Below are 18,703 nucleotides of genomic sequence, written 5' to 3' on the forward strand. Positions count from 1 at the left end.
TGACCAGTTAACAAGGTGGCGGTTGATAGAGTTGAAAGAGTTGATAAGGGTGATAAGGTAATAAAGGGAAAGGTTGAAAAGAGAGAAGAATGAAATGGGTGCGGAATATTACCCTGCCGCGAGCCGTTTGCCGTCTCACGTTTGTCGTCTCACGTTTGCCGTCTGCCGTTTCACGTTTCACGATAACAAGACCCAACATATGTTAAAGAACTATTTTAAGATCGCATTCAGGAACCTCTGGCGTCACCGGGTTTTCTCCTTCATTAATATTATGGGGTTAACCGTTGGTATGACAGCCTGCCTGCTTATTTTCCTGTATGTACGGTTTGAATTGAGTTACGATAACTTCCATCCCAAGGCTGATCGCATTTACCGGATGGTAACCGATCTGAAAACACCCTCAGAGACCGTTCACCCAAGCGGTCCGGCCTGGGCTGTAGGGCCACACCTGCAATTTGATCTTCCCGAAGTAGAAGCTTTCACCCGGGTGAACTTTGATAATTTGCTCATAAGAAAAGGTGAGATCAAATTCAACGAATCTAATTCCATCTGGGCCGATTCGGCATTCTTCAACATCTTTAATTTCCCTTTGCTGAAAGGCGATGCACGCACCGCATTGATAGAACCTTTCAGTTTGGTACTGTCAGAATCTGCTGCCAAAAAATACTTTGGCAAACAGGATCCCCTGGGCCAAACACTATTGGTAAACGCGGAAGGGAAACCGGCTATTGTTACCGGCATAATGAAAGACATGCCCGAAAATACGTTGATAAAATGTGACGTGATACTATCAATGAGCACTATATCACAGTATTATTGGAAAGGTATAAATGACCAATGGGGAAGCTATGGCGGTTTAACCTATGTGTTGCTAAAGCCTGGCAGTAACGCCCAGGTATTACAAAAGAAATTCCCTGCCTTCCTTGATAAATGGAATGGTACCGAAATGCGGAAAATTCAAATGTTCCCTACCCTGTTGCTGGAACCATTGAAAGATGTATACCTGAGATCGACCCGGGATGAATCAAAAGGCAACCTGAAGAATGTATATATATTTTCAATCATTGCCTTATTTATCCTCGCCATTGCCTGTATCAATTTCATCAATCTTACTACTGCAAGAGCTTCAGAACGGGCAAAAGAAGTGGGCATCAGGAAAGTAGCTGGCGCTGTGCGCACCCAACTGGCGCGTCAGTTCATTGGAGAGTCTATGGTGATCAGTATGATCGCCTTTCTGTTAACATTGGGGCTTTCTTGCCTGTTGCTTTCATCATTTAACCAACTGGCTGGTAAAACGATCAGCACCGGTATCTTCACCAATATATGGCTGGTGGTGCTGTTGTTAGGCATAGCCCTTATTATTGGCATGCTGGCTGGTATTTACCCGGCATTTGTTTTATCTTCCTTCAAACCCATCATGGTATTAAAAGGCCGGTTTGCAACAGGCGCCAAAGGAAGCTTCTTACGTAAAAGCCTTGTTATTACACAATTCGCCATTTCAACCGCATTGATCATTGGCACCATCATCGTCTATTCGCAAATGCAATACATGCGCAGCCAGGACCTCGGTTTCCGCAAAGACCAGGTATTGGTGATAGACATCAATGAAAGCGATAAGAGAGAGACCTTTCAACAGTTGGTGGCGCATATACCTACTGTAAAGGCTACTACTTTATCGGGCAGCGTGCCGGGTGGCGGGCACCAGGGCGCTTATTCCGAAGTGGAAAACGGAAAAGGCGATATGCAGATCGCCAACCTCGATCTGTATTTTGTAGACTTCGATTATATTTCCCTCTACGATATAAAAATGGCGGCAGGCCGCCCGTTTGACCGGGCTTACAAAACCGATTCTAACAATGCCATGATCCTGAATGAAGCGGCCGTAAAAATGCTGGGATATAGCTCTCCGGAACAGGCCATTGGTAAACGGTTTAAACAATGGCAACATGAAGGACAGATCATTGGCGTAATAAAAGACTTTCATTACCATTCGCTGCAATCACCTATAGCACCATTGACCATGCGTATGCAATGGGACCGGTTTGGTTTGTTATCAGTAAAGGTGAACCCTTCCAATGTTCAATCCACCATTACCGCCATTGAAAAGCAATTTAGAACAGTGATCCCCAACCGGCCATTCAGCTATTATTTCATGGATGAATTCTTTGACCGGCAATACCGCAGTGAAGAACGCTTTGGGCGGCTGTTCCTGAATTTTGCCGCACTGGCTATATTCATCTCCTGTCTGGGGTTATTGGGACTTGCTTCTTACAGCACCATGCAACGGACCCGTGAGATAGGCATCCGCAAAGTAATGGGCGCATCTGTATCAAATATCATCAACCTGTTATCAAAAGAATTTTTGAAACTGGTAATTATTTCATTCTTTATTGCCGCACCGGTTGCCTGGTATTTTATGCATCAATGGTTGCTCGATTTTGCTTATCGTACCAATATCAGTTGGTTGGTATTTGCAGCAGCGGGTACACTGGCTGTGTTGATCGCTCTTTTAACCATCAGCTTACAGGCCTTTAAAGCAGCCGTAGCCAATCCTGTGAAAGCCCTGAGGACCGAATAGATTCAAACAAAGATAAAAGGTAGCATATGTTAAAGAACTATTTCAAAACCGCCTGGAGAAGCATTGTACGCAACAAGGCTTTCTCATTGATCAATATCATTGGTCTGTCAATAGGTATTGCAGCGAGTTTGCTATTGTTTATTGTGGTGCAATACGAATTGAGTTACGATACTTTTCAACCCAATTACAACCGCATATACCGAGTTGCCACGCAGGATAAATTCGACAAGGACATTACCTATAATTCCGGCATTCCGGTTCCTGCCCTGAAAGCATTACGTGCTGAATTTCCCCAAATCCAATTTGGGGCCCTGCAATCGGCATATGGCAGCCAGGTCACGGTTCCTGCCGATAAAAATGAAACCGGCAATAAGTTTATCGAGGAAACAGGGGTCTTTTTTATAGAGCCTCAACTGTTCGATGTATTCAAATACCAATGGCTCACCGGTAGCCCGGCCTCGCTAAAAGACCCCAACAATGTAGTACTGGATGAGAAAACCGCCACAAAATATTTTGGCACCTGGCAGCAAGCTATAGGCAAAACGGTAGTACTCGATAATGCTATTACATTAAAAGTAAATGGCATTCTGAAAAATACCCCGGCTAATTCTGATCTGCCTTTATCAGTAATTATCTCCTATGTAACGCTGGAAAAATGTGGGCAATCGTATAACCATTTTGATACCTGGAACACTACCTCCAGCAACTTCAATATAATGGCCCTGTTGCCGCCTGCCGTAAAAATGGACGATGTAGATCGTGGCTTGTTACAATTCAGCAAAAATCACTACCAACCGTTGCAGTCAAATTCCATAAAAACAAATTTCCTGCAACCACTGAGTACCTTCCATTTCGATCGCCGCTTTGCATCATTTGGCGATCATGTTACCAGCAAATCAACCCTGCTCACCTTATCCCTTATTGGAATATTCATTATTCTGATGGCTTGTGTGAACTTTATCAATCTGGCCACAGCCTTATCGGTAAACAGGTCAAAAGAAGTGGGCATCCGGAAAGTACTGGGCAGTAACCGCAGCCAGTTATTTGGCCAGATCATGAGTGAAACGGCAGTGATCGTGGGCATATCCATTCTTGCAGCCCTGGGCATTACCTGGGCGGTGCTGCCGTATATAAAACATATAGCCTCTATACAGGAACAATTGAGCTTGTTTACGATCCAAAACCTGATCATGGTTGTAAGCATAGGCATAATAGTGACCCTGCTGGCTGGTTTATATCCCTCTTTAGTGCTTTCAAAATACAACCCCATTACTGCCCTGAAAAATAAAATGGTAACAGCCGGAGTAAGTGGCGTATCATTACGCAGAGGACTGGTAATAATGCAATTCACCATTTCCCAGGTATTGATCATTGCTACAACTGTTGCCATTAGCCAGATGAACTTCATAAGTAAAGCAGAGTTGGGTTTTAATAAAGAAGGCGTATTGATCTTAAACGGAAAATCAGATAGTATATCCCTTTCAAAACAAAGTGCATTCAAACAGCAGTTATTACAAATTCCGGGGGTGCAGTCGGTAAGCTTCAACAACGATCCCCCCTCATCGGATAACTTATGGTCAACAAATTTTGCCTATAACCACCAGCCGGATGAAAAGTTTCAGATTTCACTGAAATTTACCGATGCAGACTATCTCAAAACTTTTGGTCTGCAACTCCTGACCGGTCGCAGCCCGGTTGAAAGTGACACCATGCGTGAAGTCATGATCAACGAAACGCTGGTAAAAAAGCTGGGTATCAAAAATCCCAATGAAGTTATTGGGAAAGTCATCCGTATAGGCCGCAACCAGTGGTATCCGGTAGTGGGCGTAGTAAAAGATTTTAAAACCAGTTCCCTGCGGGAAGATATCAAACCCACGCTTATTACCACCCGTAAAACATTTTACTATTGCACAGGTATTAAAATACGTACCCAGCAACTTGCCAACACGCAGCTGGCCATTCAAAAGGTGTGGAACCAGTTCTATCCCGAATATGCCTATTCATCTCAATTCTTTGATGAGAATATTGAGCGGTTTTACCAACAGGAAGAACAATTGTCGCTGTTGTATAAAATATTTGCCGGGTTAGCGATCTTTATTTCCTGTTTGGGTTTATACGGCCTGGTTTCTTTTATGGCAGTGCAGAAAACAAAAGAAGTAGGCATCAGGAAAGTATTAGGTGCTTCCATCATTAGTTTATTACAACTGTTCTCAAAGGAGTTTACGATCCTCATTATTGTATCCTTCTTTATTTCGGTACCGGTTGCCTGGTATATGATGCACAGCTGGTTGAACAATTTTGTATATCGTATTCCTTTAAGCAGCTGGTTTTTTATTACTGCCATCGTAAGTTCCATAGCAATAGCCTGGATAACCGTGGGCTATAAAGCGATCAAGGCAGCCATAGCCAATCCTGTAAAAGCATTGAGAAGCGAGTAACCGGAGACTGGATGCAGGAAAACGAAGAACTCAATATAGAATTAATAACCTTGAGTTATGCTTAAAAACTATCTTAAAATAGCCTTACGCAATCTTTGGAAAAGCAAAGGGTTTTCGGCTATCAATATAATTGGGTTGGCCATTGGCCTGGCCACCTGTTTGCTCATTATGCTTTTTGTACTCGATGAGCTTAGTTACGATCGTTATAATAAAAAAGCCGATCGCATTTACCGCGTAGATGGCGATATCAAATTCGGTGGTAACCATTTTATTCTGGCAGTAGCACCAGATCCCATGGGCGCTACCCTGAAAAAAGATTACCCGCAGGTAGAACAATATGTACGATTTAGAGGTCAGGGCGGCCTGTTGTTAAAAAAGGGTAATGAGAATGTACAGGAAGACAAGGTAATCTATGCCGACTCTACCCTGTTCGATGTTTTTACCCTGCCCATGCTCGATGGTGATCCGCAAACAGCTTTACAAGCGCCTAACAGCCTTGTGATCACTGCCACCACTGCCCTTAAATACTTTAACACCACCCAGGCAGTTGGCAGAACTATGCTTGTCAACAATCGGGATAATTATAAGATCACCGCGGTTATCAAAGACATTCCGGCCCAATCGCATTTCAATTTCGACTTCTTTGTATCGATGGCAACACTGGAGGAGAGCCGCCGGAACAATTGGGTAAGCAACAACTTCAATACCTACGTTGTATTAAAAGAAGGAAGTGATCCCAAAAAACTGGAAGCTCAGTTTGATGCACTAATTGACAAATATGTTGGTCCGGCAGTGAAACAGATCATGTCAATTGACATGGCGGAGTTCAAAAAAGCAGGCAATTACGAAAAGCAATACTTAACGCCATTGACCAGCATTCACCTGCATTCCGACAAAACGGGTGAACTGGCCCCCAACAGTAATATTCAATATGTATACATATTTTCAGCCATTGCTTTTTTTATTTTATTGATCGCCTGTGTAAACTTCATGAACCTGTCTACCGCCCGTTCGGCTAACCGCGCCCGGGAGGTAGGCGTACGCAAAGTATTAGGCTCCCTAAAAGCCAACCTGGTAAAACAGTTCCTTACTGAGAGTATTCTGATCAGTTGTATGGCGCTGGTACTGGCCCTGGGACTCACCTTTATCATGCTCCCTACTTTTAACCACCTGGCGGCCAAAGAAATAAAACTGGACCTGCTCTCCAACCCCTGGTTGTTACCGGCACTGTTACTCATGGTTTTGATCACTGGTTTATTGGCCGGCAGCTATCCTGCTTTTTATTTATCCTCCTTCAAACCCATACAGGTTATCAAAGGCAAACTGGCTGCGGGTTTTAAAACAAGCTGGCTGCGCAGCGGACTGGTGGTGTTTCAGTTTGCCATTTCCATCATCCTCATTATTGCCACCATCGTGATCTATAAACAACTCAATTTTATACAATCACATAAAACAGGTTTTAACCGCGAACAGGTATTGGTGATCCACAGCACTTCCCCATTGGGAAGTAAAGCAAAAACATTCAGGGAAGAGGTGGTAAAGATTTCCGGTGTTGAAAATGCCACCATGACCGGTTATTTACCTACCAATGGCTGGCGAAATGATAATCCGGTTTTTGCCGATCCAACCCTCGATCAAAAAAAGGCTGTATCCATGCAAACCTGGGATGTAGACGAACAATATATCTCCACACTTGGTATGGAACTGGTAACAGGTAGAAATTTCTCCAAAGAATTTCTGACCGATTCCAGTGCCATCATCATCAATGAAGCGGCAGCAAAAATGTATGGCTTTACAGAACCGATCGGGAAAAACCTGTATTACCTGCGGGACATCAACACGAGATCCGCTTCCGTTTTACATGTTATTGGCATTGTAAAGGATTTTAATTTCACCAGCTTCCGGCAACAGGTTACCCCACTCGCCTTGCTAATGGGTGAGAATGCCGGAAACACAGCCATCCGCATCAACAGCAAAAACATTCCGCACCTGGTAACACAAATTGAAAATCTCTATAATAAAATGGCGCCGGGCGAGCCATTCGATTATACGTTCATGGATGAAGACTTCAATAATCTGTACCGTACAGAACAACGGATGGGTGTAATAGCCATCTCCTTTTCTGCGCTGGCAATCCTGATTGCCTGTTTAGGTTTGTTCGGACTGGCAGCGTATGCAGCGGAACAACGCACCAAAGAGATCGGGATCAGAAAAGTGCTGGGCGCCACCGTAAGTAATATTACCGCTATGTTGTCGAAAGACTTTTTAAAACTGGTGGTTGTAGCCGCTGTTATAGCCTTTCCGTTGGCATGGTGGTTTATGCACAGCTGGTTGCAGGACTTTGCCTATCGCACCAACATCAGCTGGTGGGTGTTTATTATGGCAGGTGTAGTGGCCGCTTTTATAGCCGTGTTCACGGTAAGCTTTCAAACCATAAGAGCCGCTTTAATGAACCCGGTAAAGAGCTTACGCAATGAATGACGTTATTGTATCAAAATCGGACAGTTTCTGTATCGAAAACAAACGCATACAAGTGTAAATCCCTTATAGTATCTTGCAAATCACCCAATTACATTCTGGCATGTATTGGGTCATTATTAAGAACCAAGAACAAAACATATGATCGAACTGAAGCACATTTCAAAATGGTACCAGGTAGGCGGTAAACCAACTTTCATATTAAAAGATATTAATCTGACGATCAAAGAAGGGGAATTTGTTTCTATCATGGGACCATCCGGTTCGGGTAAATCAACCCTGTTGCACATTCTGGGCATGCTCGATGATGCAAACGAAGGTGAATACCATTTTATGGACCAGCCGGTGCATTCCCTGAAAGAAAAGCAACGCTCACAAATATATAAGCAACACGTAGGTTTTGTATTCCAGGCCTATCACCTCATCGATGAACTAACGGTGTACGAGAATATTGAAACGCCGCTTATCTATCAAAACATTAAAACAAATGAGCGCAAGGCCATGGTAGCCGATATGATCGATCGCTTTAATATCGTTGGCAAAAAAGACCTTTTCCCTACCCAGCTTTCAGGCGGTCAACAACAACTGGTAGGTATTGCCCGCGCATTGATTGCCAAACCAAAATTATTACTGGCCGATGAACCAACCGGTAACCTGAATTCAAAACAGGGCGAAGAGATCATGGACCTGTTCAAACAATTGAATAAAGAAGGCGTAACCATTATACAGGTGACCCACTCTGAAAAAAATGCAGGATATGGTTCTCACATTATCAATCTGCTCGATGGTAGAATTGAGAAGACAAATTAGAAACGGAGCGGTGAGTTGTGAGTGGTGAGTGGTGAGTGGTGAGTGACTCTCGCGACTGTTGAGATTAATAATTACCTTGCGGCGCCAAAAATCGATTGCCGATTGCTCTCGGCTGAGCCGAGACCGATTTGCAGTCTGCAACTTAGTTTAACATACGTAATACTTATAACCAGAGCTTTTTAAAATGATAATAAAGACTTTTTTAGTGTTGAGTATAGCCATGGTCATGTATATGGATGGCCGGTCGCAAACAATCACCGGCCGTCCATTATCATTGCAGGAGTGCGTGCAAACAGCCTGGGCAAATAACCTGGATGTACAGCAAAGCAGCCTCAATATGGAACGGGCTGCAGTGACCTGGCGTCAATCAAAAGCCAACCTGTTACCGAATGTAAGTGGTGATATAGATCATACGCTTAACCAGGGCCGTAGTATTGATCTTAATTCTAATAGCTACGTTACCCAGAATAACACCTCTGGCAATTATCAGGTATCGGCCAATGTAACCCTGTTTAATGGCTTGCGGTTAATGAATACTTTGAAAAGTAGTCAATATGCCTACGAAGCCAGCAAAATGGAGCTACAAACCAATAAAGATCAGTTGATGCTAAACGTGATACTGGCCTATCTGCAAATACTCACCAGCACCGATCTGTTACAGCAATCGCAAAAAACTGCGGAAGTAACCCAGAAACAGGTTGAGCGGCTGCAACTCATGAATGAAGAGGGTGCCATAAAACCATCTGACCTTTCAGATTTAAAAGGACTTTTTGCCGATAATAAGGTAACCATTATAAACAATCAGAATAGTCTTGATGCAGCCAGGTTATCCCTTGCCCAATTGATGAATGCGGCCTTTAACAAAGACTTAAAAGTGGAGCCTTTGCGGGCCGACCAGGTAGAACTGAATTATGCCACTACGCCCGATAGTATATTCACTATTGCTTTACAACAACTGGCCATTATAAAAGCAGCCGATCTGCGCACTAGGAGCGCCGAGAAAGCAGTACAGGCCGCAAAAGGTAATTTGTTGCCAATCATTGGGCTGGGTGCCGGATTTTCTACCCCCTATTCCAGTACGGCCAAAGATGCGTCCCAGAATAAAATGGGTTACTACGACCAGCTTAAAACATTCTACCGTACTTATGAAGGGATTGGCATCAGCATCCCCATCTTTAATAACTTCCGTTTTCGCAACCAGGTAACGCTGGCCAGGATCGATCTTAAAAATGCGGAGTTCACTTCAAAAACCAAACAAATACAGTTAAAGCAAAATATAGAAAAGGATTATTTTAATATGATTGCGGCAAAGAACAAATACCAGGCACTGGTTGAGCAGGTAGCTGCTTATGCCGAATCGTTCCGGGCGGCAGAAGTACGTTTCAATAATGGCGCCGCAACCTCAGTGGATTATTTCATAGCGCAAAACAACTACAACCGCGCCAATATAAACCTTATTATAGCCCGTTACGACTATGTATTGCGTACAAAGATCCTTGATTACTATCAGGGAAAACCTTTGTGGTAATTTATAAATTGGAATGTAATTTTTACTTAACTTAGTTGTATGCGGAAGTAGCTCAGTTGGTAGAGCATCAGCTTCCCAAGCTGAGGGTCGCGGGTTCGAATCTCGTTTTCCGCTCCATAAAAAAAGACAATCTTTTCGGATTGTCTTTTTTTATAGCTCAGAAGGAAGTGGGTCAACCGGCGGCCCCTACATCTCCTTTCTCGTCGATGGGAAACTCCAAAAAAGGCTTACTAAACTGGGGGTCATTTTTTTCCAGATCTTCTTCCGCAACAAAGGTTTGAAAAGAATCCGACGCCCACCCCACCTGAATGACCCTGTCTTTATGGGTCATAAAACCAAGCCCATATGAATCATCCCAGGTACAACCAAACTCGTAACCAACATAGGCAATGTCATCTTTACTTACCTTTATAATACGAACTGTTGATAGCCCGATCAGGTTGTTGAATTGGGAAATGTTATCTATCGCAGGCATAAGTTCATCTTCTTCATCATAATCGTAATATACCCGCATGTTTTTGTATTCTGATAGCAGGGCCTGTAATATGGCCTCTTTAATTTTCTCCTGGTGCTGTGTTATGTAATTATATGCATTTACCTGTTCTTCACTAATATGCACCTTGCCTTCAACAATATACTCAGCAACAGTAAGGCGGGCTGTTCCATCTGATGGTTCATCACTATCTTTTGCACCATATGGGCCTCGCATGCTTTGAAAACCTTTCCACGCTTCTAAAACAATAGTTCCTTCAACGGAAAGGGACTCGTAATTATTCCTGTTATACTTTTTCACAAAAAGATCCGGGATTTTGTCACTAAAATTTTCCATATAGGATAATCAGGAGTTTACATAAAATGGTATTCAACGATTATTTTGCATTTTAATTGCCGCGTTTTACAACCTATCCTTTTTTGACAAAATAACAATCACCAGCGCTATTAAACTCCATAGCAGCATTTGCCAAAGCGCAACATTCCACCCGCCGATCTTCCAGCTTAATAATCCGAAAAATGTACCCATGGCGCCACCAATAAAATAAGTGGTCATATAAACGGTGTTCAACCTGCTGTGGGCCTCTTCGTTTAAAGCATATATCCGGGTAAAGTTGGTGATCTGCGTAGCCTGCACCCCTATGTCCAGGAAAAAAATAACCAAACACAACACCACCACCGAAACGGGAAACAGTTGTAAGCTTATCAGGCTTATGATGATCATTCCAATAGTTAAAAACAGGTTGTTGAATACATTGCCTTTATCGGCCAGTTTCCCGAAATATGGCGCTACCAGTGCGCCCCCAATAGCAATGATCCCAAACATCCCGATCTCAGCTGCAGAATAATGAAACGGGGTGCCACTGAGATGAAAGGTCAGGGTGGTCCAGAACGAACAAAAGATGCCAAAGGTAAAAGCACCCAACAGGGCAGCCTGTCGTAACGTTTTATATTGCTTAACCAACTGCAGGGTTGATTGTAAAAGATTGACATAATTCCCCTTGAATTTTATGGGAATTTCCGGAAGAAAATAATACAGGAGCACGCAGCTTATCAAAACCAGCACAGCTGAAAAAATAAATACGCTTTGCCATCCCCAAAGATCAGCCAGCCAGCCGCTGATAATACGAGAACCAAGTATGCCGGTTAAAATACCACTGAATACTTTGCCTACTGTTTTCCCCCGGTTCTCCCTGCCAAGGATAGCAGCCATAGGCAACAGAATTTGTGTGGGGGTAGAAAACAATCCTAATAAAAAACTGGTTACTAATAACAGGGAAAAATTATCGACCCGCGCCATCACCAATAATGCCAACAGCAATAATATGCAAACGCCCAGGATCAGTTTTTTACGGTTTACTTTATCACCCAGCGGTAACAGGAAAAACATGCCAACACCATAGCCAAGCTGAGAAAGCATACTTATTTTGCCCACCTGACTTTCAGGCCTTCCAAAAGAGTGCGCTATCCTGTTTAAAATGGGTTGACTATAATAGAGATTGGCCACAATAGAACCTGCCGAGATAGCCATGATGGGAATAACTAACTTTTCCTTGCTTTTACTAAAGATCATCTAAACTTTTCCGCAAACCTAAGTCAGAGTTTTGGAATGCTACAGACTTTTAATAAGTCTTTCATTTGAAACTGGCCACCAGGTCGTAAATATAATGCCCCTGGCAGATATTATCCCTATCGTTGGTACTATAACTATTCTTTTAACGTTGATTGAACCAATTATTTCATTGCATTTTGTTGCTGACAGCTGCCTTGTAGACCTTAATAACTTTATATGGAGATAAATGTATTTAATGACCGTGATCTGAGCTGGCTCTCTTTTAACAAACGAGTGCTGGATGAAACCCTACTGGATGATCTTAAAATTTATGATAAAATAAAATTTCTGGCCATCCATGGCAGTAACCTCGATGAATTTGCACGGGTACGCCTGGCTGCGTTGGAAAATATGTTGGAAAATTCATCGCCCGAAGACCGGCAAATTCATTTAAAAGCCTTGTATGATGCCCGCCGGGAAGTATATAACCAAAGTCTTGCCTCCAGAAAAATACTGGAACAGGTAGTATTACCTGAATTACGTAACCAAAATATAAATCTCTATTACGGCGATTCAACATTTCTGGAAAAGCACTACGAAGAGATCATGCATATCTTTATGTCGAAAGTGCTCTCATATCTGCAACCAGTAATTATCACACCTCATACCAACCCATTCCTTGAAGACAGAATGCTTTACTTTTTGATACATGTAAATGCAGGCCGGCGGTTGGATGATCTGAAAATAACATTGAACATTCCGACCAATAGTCTGCCAAGATTTTTCTCTTTAAGCAAGGTCGACAATAAACATTACATCGTATACCTGGATGATATCATCCGCTTAGGCATACAATCGCTGTTCAAGAATTTTGAATTTAAAGGGATCTATACCATTAAAATAAATCGAAATGCCGACCTTCATGTAGACGACGACACAGAGGATGAGGCAGACTTTGTAGAAGTGTTGCAACGTGGCCTTGACCTTCGCAAAACCGGCGCCCCATCCAGATTTCAGTTCGATGCCTCCATGCCCGAAAGTTTAATTCAATTCTGTCACGAACAATTTCAGTTAGAAGAAGGGGAAATGTTGCCAGTAGGTCATTATTTAAGCAGCAGTGATTTTTTCAGGTTTCCCAATCCCAATGGCGGGAATTTACTACAATCAACCTGGACACCTTTAAAACATCCCTCCTTATCATTATACGGCAATTATTTTAATGCTATTGCCAACCAGGATTTCCTGCTTAATTTTCCATACCAGTCATATGACTATGTACTGGTATTTTTCAACCTGGCCGTATTAGACCAGGATGTAACGGAAATAATGGCCACCTTTTACCGGGTAGCCCAGGACTCACATATTGTGAATGCATTGATCAGCGCTGCAAAAAACGGTAAAAAGGTAAAAGCTTTTGTGGAATTAAAAGCCCGGTTCGATGAAGCCAATAACCTGCATTGGGCCAATGAAATGGCTCAGGCCGGCGTTGAGATCACCTACAGTATTCCAGGCATTAAAGTGCATGCAAAAGCCGCATTAATTAAACGCAGGGAAAAAGGAAAAGAAAAAAAATACGCTTTCTTCGGCACCGGAAACTTCAACGAAAAAACAGCAGCCATCTATTCTGATATGGGTTTGTTCACCTCCAATCCTGATCTGTGTAATGAACTGGAATCAATGTTTCAATTCTTGTATAAACGTCAGCAGCCAGCGCCATTCAACCATTTGCTGGTAAGCCAGTTTGGAAGCCTTGAAAAATTTGTTCAACTGATAGAGAATGAGATCGCAGCAGCCAGACAGGGACTGCCTTCAGGAATAATTATTAAAGTGAACAACCTGGAAGAAGAAGAAGTAATAAATAAATTATACGAAGCCTCACAGGCAGGTGTACCCATAAAATTGTGCGTTCGCAGCATTTGCCGAATAAAACCTGGCGTGCCGGGGCTGAGTGAGAACATTGAGCTGATCAGGGTTGTTGGCAGATATCTGGAACACAGCCGTGTTTTTATTTTTCATAATAAAGGAAAGCAGGCTATTTACCTTGGCTCTGCCGATTGGATGAAACGCAACCTTCGAAGCAGAGTGGAAGTTGTTTTCCCCGTATATGATGAAGCAATAAAAAAACAGGTGCTTGACTTTATAGAGATCCAGTTCACGCCAGCCACTAAGACCCAATTGCTTGCTGATAACCTGCAGACCCTGGATTGGAAAGAGGGAGTTAAACAATACTGCTCCCAAGAAACGTTTTACAATTATTTGAAGAACCAGCAGGTTCAATAAAATATAAACACACAAAAACCCGCTCATTGTAAAGCGGGTTTTCTTTTGTTATATATTTACTTTAATTATTTCCTAACCGTTACACGCAAATACGTAGCCGGTATAGAAGTGGTATTTTTATTGCCGCTTCTATTTTCACTAGTGAATAATGCTACCAGTTCCTGTTGCAATTCGGCCGACTTGCCATTTTTTTCTGCGGCCTCAAATGCATTCATGGTAGGGCCATAAAACTGTCTGAATTTTTCAAGCAGCGTTGTGGGCGGATACAGCGCATAGAAGATCCAGGTTTCCCTTTCAAAAGAAATATTTTCAGGCGGAATGCCTGCCTGTGCAAACCGCTCTTTTACCTGGTCTTCCACACCCCACAACATCGGGCTTACAAATCCTTCTGGCGGTGGAGGCGTGTAGGCAGATGATATCTTCAATATTTGTGCAACCAAAGTAGGATCGTTAGGGATCCAGTTGCCCATAACAATTCTCCCCCCTTTGCGAAGGACTCTTACCATTTCTTTTGCTACATCATGAGGCTTGGGTGCAAACATGGCACCGAAAATGGTTTCCACCAGATCAAAGCTATCATTAGGAATATCCTGCAGATTGGTGGCATCGCCTTCCTGAACTGTAATATTGGTCAATCCTTCCTCCTTGATGCGTTTGTTGGCTGCGGCAACCAGGTTCCGGGCAATATCTACACCTAACACTTTAGCTCCCAAACGGGCCGCGGGAAGGGCTGTAGTACCGTCACCACAACCAAGATCGAGTACATCCATACCAGGCTTTATGCCTAATTTTGCTACCAGAGCAGTGCCGCTTTCACGCATGGTTTCAGCTATTTGTGTAAAATCGCCTTTTTCCCATAAAACCTTGTTTGGGTTCACGGTTGTTTGCACGGTTGTTGAATCGCTCATGAGTTTTGTTTTTGAAGTTAAGAATGAGTGGTCTTCAAAGTGGTAGTATACAAGAATGATTACATAAGGCAGGAAGTGTATGAAGATACAGGATTGATATATTACAGCCAACTCATATTTGCTGCTTTTTCCTCCCCTTTTTGAGCTATATGAGCGCCTTTTGATCTTTCCAATATTGAATCGCTGTTCTATAAGAATTGCTTTTGCCCTCTATGCCATACAGATATTTCATCCCAAACTCTTCCAGAAGATCCTGCGATATGTTTGCATAACTATCAAAATTAGAGCAATGTATTTGCAGCGAAAGTTTCATTTGATTTATATGAGCAAGCATCGACCTGCTATTGGTCTTAGACACAACAAACTCATTGGCAAGTGCTGTTTCCAACTCTATAAAAGCAGGTTGAAAATTGTATCTTTTCAATAATTGTGGCAACCGGTGCTTAAATTCTTCCCAGGTGCCGTTAATAGTTTTTCCGCGGCAGATTATTGTAAGCAAAGATGGCTCATGAACATACATCAACATCAGCTTTCCGGTAAAACCTGTTGCCAGCAGACTGCAATACCAACTATGAAGCATTTGTCCAACCGTTGGTGCTGATATATAAAAGGGCGATTTCAATTTCGAAATATTAAGTAATTTCTGAGTTGCATGAAAAATCAGCATAAGTGTACTTGATAAATATTCTTACCGGATTTAAAAATCTGATCCAAACTAAAGGTTATATCTCAAATTCCAAATATAAATTGTGCACCTTATTGCCACCCCACGCTCCCCCACTCTCCCTAAAATTGATTAAATTTATATTGACAGGGATCACTGCAAAGAACAACCGTTTAGTAATGTAAAAGGGTAGCATGTTATGGAAAAAGATCAACTCATCAATAACGTATCAGACACAGCGCTTTGGATCGCCGCATTCAGGGCACTGGAATCAGAGCGTCCTGATGCCGCTTTTAAGGATACGCTGGCACGAAAACTGGCGGGAGAAAAAGGTTTTCAAATGGTAGAGGTCACCCCCATAAAAAAACACATGGCCTTTGCCATGACCACCCGCACCACCGGCATCGACCGGCTGATCAACGAGGCCATTGAACGGGGCGTCGACACCGTTATAAATTTAGGGGCTGGGCTCGATACCCGGCCTTACCGCATGCCACTGCCGGTAAACCTGCAATGGGTAGAAGTTGATTTCCCGCATATGATAGAATACAAAAGCCAGTTGCTGGCAAACGATATACCTGCCTGTCACCTCCATCGCATAGCGGCCGACCTCAGCAACGACGCTGAACGGAAAGCCCTGTTTAACCGGCTGGGCGCCGAAACCAAACGCGCCCTTCTTATTACCGAGGGTGTTGTGGGCTACCTGACCAATGAACAGGGAGCCCGGCTTTCAAGAGATATTTATGCAATGCCCTCCTTCCAGTACTGGATCATGGACTACAATGGCGGTTTAAGCCGGCACCGGCGCACCAACACCTTGAAGAAAATGCTTTCCAGGGCACCCCTGCAATTTAATGTTGATGATCCCATAGCCTTTTTTACCAGCCATGGCTGGAAAGTACATGATAATATCTACCTCCTCGACGAAGGGGACCGAATTGGTCGTAAATTACCCTCCTTAAAATTTCCTTACAATCTCTTTATCAGGCTCTTCCCCAAAAAAGCCCGCGAAATAGGTAACAAAACCTATGCGTACGTTTTGTACGGTAAATAGCGCCTGCTTATCTGAAAGTCAGGTGTCTTTGCTTTAAACTCCGGGCACTTTCCTATTGTATCCCGGGGCAATCTGTGTATTTATTTACAGAATATTGTGTATTTATATAGGTAAATGGCCTAAAAAGCCTATCAAAATCCCATAAGTATCCCATAAAAATAGCATCAGAATGCCACTGACAGTGGCATTCCAGTGGCATTCCAGTGGCATTTCAGTGGCATATTACAAGGGAAATGGCTATAAACGATATATATCACTAGAATAACACCCGCAATAAACCAGAATAGCACTAGTAATAGGTAATCTGTAACCTTAAGATTCCAATACCCTTGTTTTGAACATCTTCTCCCCTGTCAACCTGTCATTGAAAGCCTTTTTTGGCTATCTTTGCCATCCCAAAAAACTGAATTGTTGATGTTAGAGCGGATGAACCATACTATGCACGAGGAAACAAGGCAAGGAGAAGCTATTGCTCCCTTTGTAAATGACCCGAATGCATATAATAAAAAATTCTATATCGAAAGCTACGGCTGTGCTATGAACTTTGCCGACAGTGAGGTCGTAGCCTCCATTCTGAATGAAAACGGGTTTGGCGCTACCCGTAATTTCGAGGAAGCCGACCTGATCCTGATCAATACCTGTTCAATTCGTGAGAAGGCTGAGCAAACCGTACGCAAACGCCTTACCGAACTACGTAAGGTTAAAAAGATCAATTCCGGCGCTCTTATTGGCGTACTGGGTTGTATGGCCGAACGCCTGAAAGCGCAATTTCTGGAAGAGGAAAAGCTGGTTGATATGGTAGTAGGCCCCGATGCCTACCGCAGCCTGCCCGGTCTTATTACCGAAGCTGAAACCGGCCAGAAAGCCGTGAACGTGCTACTGAGCCGGGAAGAAACGTATGCCGACATCTCCCCCATTCGGCTCAACACCAATGGCGTGTCGGGTTTTGTAAGCATTATGCGGGGTTGTAATAATATGTGCTCGTTCTGCGTAGTACCCTTTACCCGGGGCCGTGAACGCAGCCGCGATCCCCACTCCATAGTTGGGGAGTGTACCGACCTGTTCAACAACGGTTATAGAGAAGTAACCTTGTTAGGTCAGAATGTAGACAGCTACTACTGGACACCAGAATCATCCACTACCGGGCAGCCAGTGACTTTCGCTAACCTGCTCGAAATGGTGGCGTTGATCGATCCCGCTTTACGTATTCGTTTTTCTACTTCGCACCCAAAAGACATCACCGATGATGTATTGTTCACCATGGCGAAGTATGAGAATATTTGTAAATACATCCACCTGCCCGTACAAAGCGGTTCTACCCGGGTATTGCAATTGATGAACAGAACGTATACCCGTGAATGGTATATGGCCAAGGTAGATCGCATTCTGGAAATAATGCCCGATTGTGGCATCAGCTCCGATATCATTGCCGGTTTTTGTACCGAAACGGAAGAAGACCACCAGGATACACTGAGCATTATGCGGCACAGTAAATACGACATGAGCTATATGTTCTTTTACAGCGAGCGCCCGGGCACCCTGGCCGCCCGCCGTTACAAAGACGATATACCCGAGGATGTAAAAAAACGACGGTTGGCTGAGATCGTGAAACTGCAAAATGCGCTGAGCCATGAAAGTAACCTGAAAGACCTGGGCAAAACTTTTAAAGTGCTCATTGAAGGAAACAGTAAACGCAGCGACCAGGATTGGATGGGACGTACCAGCCAGAACAAAGTTTTAGTGTTTCCAAAAGAACAATACGATCTGAACAAAGGCAATTATGTAATGGTTAAAGTAACTGAGTGTACAGTAGCAACATTGATTGGAAAAATTGAACCCTAAAGAAAGGATCTATAAACAGGCAGGCATTCACCAAAAGAAAAAAGGAGATACAGCAGCATAGAAAAAGAATATTAAATAA

12 protein-coding genes and 1 tRNA gene are annotated in these 18,703 nt (G+C 43.2%); 9 read left to right on the forward strand and 4 right to left on the reverse strand.

The window, feature by feature from the left end; all coding sequences use genetic code 11:
* Positions 1-199 precede the first annotated feature (199 nt).
* The 6 genes from J7I42_RS20355 to J7I42_RS20380 all read left to right on the forward strand — a co-directional run bounded on the left by J7I42_RS20355 (position 200) and on the right by J7I42_RS20380 (position 9,949).
* Positions 200-2,578, forward strand: coding sequence for an ABC transporter permease (locus J7I42_RS20355; RefSeq protein WP_209140692.1), 2,379 nt, complete (start codon positions 200-202; stop codon positions 2,576-2,578).
* A gap of 26 nt (positions 2,579-2,604) precedes the next feature.
* Positions 2,605-5,016: an ABC transporter permease gene (locus tag J7I42_RS20360; RefSeq protein WP_209140693.1), complete on the forward strand. Its 2,412-nt coding sequence runs from the start codon at positions 2,605-2,607 to the stop codon at positions 5,014-5,016.
* Positions 5,017-5,073: 57 nt separating this feature from the next.
* The gene (locus tag J7I42_RS20365) at positions 5,074-7,497 is read left to right on the forward strand and encodes an ABC transporter permease (RefSeq protein ID WP_209140694.1); all 2,424 of its coding nucleotides are present in this window, start codon (positions 5,074-5,076) and stop codon (positions 7,495-7,497) included.
* A 138-nt stretch (positions 7,498-7,635) separates the two neighbouring features.
* A complete protein-coding gene (locus tag J7I42_RS20370) occupies positions 7,636-8,304 on the forward strand; it encodes an ABC transporter ATP-binding protein (protein ID WP_209140695.1) in 669 nt (222 codons plus the stop codon).
* 184 nt (positions 8,305-8,488) lie between these two features.
* Positions 8,489-9,832 carry a TolC family protein gene (locus J7I42_RS20375; protein ID WP_209140696.1) on the forward strand — a complete coding sequence of 448 codons (1,344 nt, stop codon included), beginning with the start codon at positions 8,489-8,491 and terminating at the stop codon, positions 9,830-9,832.
* A 41-nt stretch (positions 9,833-9,873) separates the two neighbouring features.
* Positions 9,874-9,949: transfer RNA gene (locus J7I42_RS20380), tRNA-Gly, on the forward strand.
* A gap of 55 nt (positions 9,950-10,004) precedes the next feature.
* Here the strand turns inward: J7I42_RS20380 and J7I42_RS20385 are convergent.
* Positions 10,005-10,661, reverse strand: a complete 657-nt coding sequence (locus J7I42_RS20385) for a DUF6985 domain-containing protein (RefSeq protein WP_209140697.1) — start codon at positions 10,659-10,661, stop codon at positions 10,005-10,007.
* A 66-nt stretch (positions 10,662-10,727) separates the two neighbouring features.
* Positions 10,728-11,897 carry an MFS transporter gene (locus tag J7I42_RS20390; RefSeq protein ID WP_209140698.1) on the reverse strand — a complete coding sequence of 390 codons (1,170 nt, stop codon included), beginning with the start codon at positions 11,895-11,897 and terminating at the stop codon, positions 10,728-10,730.
* Between the two features lie 216 nt (positions 11,898-12,113).
* On the opposite strand from J7I42_RS20390, the gene ppk1 reads away from it, so the two are divergent.
* Complete coding sequence (gene ppk1 / locus J7I42_RS20395) at positions 12,114-14,156, forward strand: polyphosphate kinase 1 (RefSeq protein ID WP_209140699.1); 2,043 nt, start codon at positions 12,114-12,116, stop codon at positions 14,154-14,156.
* A gap of 65 nt (positions 14,157-14,221) precedes the next feature.
* On the opposite strand, the gene J7I42_RS20400 is transcribed toward ppk1, so the two are convergent.
* Together J7I42_RS20400 and J7I42_RS20405 are read right to left on the reverse strand one after the other, a co-directional pair.
* Complete coding sequence (locus tag J7I42_RS20400; RefSeq protein ID WP_209140700.1) at positions 14,222-15,064, reverse strand: class I SAM-dependent methyltransferase; 843 nt, start codon at positions 15,062-15,064, stop codon at positions 14,222-14,224.
* Positions 15,065-15,209: 145 nt separating this feature from the next.
* Positions 15,210-15,731, reverse strand: coding sequence for a DUF6933 domain-containing protein (locus J7I42_RS20405; RefSeq protein ID WP_378571993.1), 522 nt, complete (start codon positions 15,729-15,731; stop codon positions 15,210-15,212).
* A 196-nt stretch (positions 15,732-15,927) separates the two neighbouring features.
* Here J7I42_RS20405 and J7I42_RS20410 point away from each other — a divergent pair, with 196 nt between their 5' ends.
* Positions 15,928-16,782, forward strand: coding sequence for a class I SAM-dependent methyltransferase (locus tag J7I42_RS20410; protein WP_209140702.1), 855 nt, complete (start codon positions 15,928-15,930; stop codon positions 16,780-16,782).
* A 414-nt stretch (positions 16,783-17,196) separates the two neighbouring features.
* Positions 17,197-18,624 (forward strand): tRNA (N6-isopentenyl adenosine(37)-C2)-methylthiotransferase MiaB, encoded by a 1,428-nt coding sequence (gene miaB / locus J7I42_RS20415; protein ID WP_236065521.1) that lies wholly within the window; start codon positions 17,197-17,199, stop codon positions 18,622-18,624.
* The last annotated feature ends 79 nt before the right edge of the window (positions 18,625-18,703 follow it).

Origin of the sequence: Niastella soli, from assembly GCF_017742245.1 — a bacterium.
In the GTDB taxonomy this organism is placed as follows: Bacteria; Bacteroidota; Bacteroidia; order Chitinophagales; family Chitinophagaceae; genus Niastella; species Niastella soli.

Excerpts from the sequence above, each read along its gene's own strand:
- J7I42_RS20355 (WP_209140692.1), top strand. The coding sequence starts at position 200 with ATGTTAAAGAACTATTTTAAGATCGCATTCAGGAACCTCTGGCGTCAC.
- J7I42_RS20360 (WP_209140693.1), top strand. The coding sequence starts at position 2,605 with ATGTTAAAGAACTATTTCAAAACCGCCTGGAGAAGCATTGTACGCAAC.
- J7I42_RS20365 (WP_209140694.1), top strand. The coding sequence starts at position 5,074 with ATGCTTAAAAACTATCTTAAAATAGCCTTACGCAATCTTTGGAAAAGC.
- J7I42_RS20370 (WP_209140695.1), top strand. The coding sequence starts at position 7,636 with ATGATCGAACTGAAGCACATTTCAAAATGGTACCAGGTAGGCGGTAAA.
- J7I42_RS20375 (WP_209140696.1), top strand. The coding sequence starts at position 8,489 with ATGATAATAAAGACTTTTTTAGTGTTGAGTATAGCCATGGTCATGTAT.
- J7I42_RS20385 (WP_209140697.1), bottom strand. The coding sequence starts at position 10,661 with ATGGAAAATTTTAGTGACAAAATCCCGGATCTTTTTGTGAAAAAGTAT.
- J7I42_RS20390 (WP_209140698.1), bottom strand. The coding sequence starts at position 11,897 with ATGATCTTTAGTAAAAGCAAGGAAAAGTTAGTTATTCCCATCATGGCT.
- ppk1 (WP_209140699.1), top strand. The coding sequence starts at position 12,114 with ATGGAGATAAATGTATTTAATGACCGTGATCTGAGCTGGCTCTCTTTT.
- J7I42_RS20400 (WP_209140700.1), bottom strand. The coding sequence starts at position 15,064 with ATGAGCGATTCAACAACCGTGCAAACAACCGTGAACCCAAACAAGGTT.
- J7I42_RS20405 (WP_378571993.1), bottom strand. The coding sequence starts at position 15,731 with ATGCTGATTTTTCATGCAACTCAGAAATTACTTAATATTTCGAAATTG.
- J7I42_RS20410 (WP_209140702.1), top strand. The coding sequence starts at position 15,928 with ATGGAAAAAGATCAACTCATCAATAACGTATCAGACACAGCGCTTTGG.
- miaB (WP_236065521.1), top strand. The coding sequence starts at position 17,197 with ATGTTAGAGCGGATGAACCATACTATGCACGAGGAAACAAGGCAAGGA.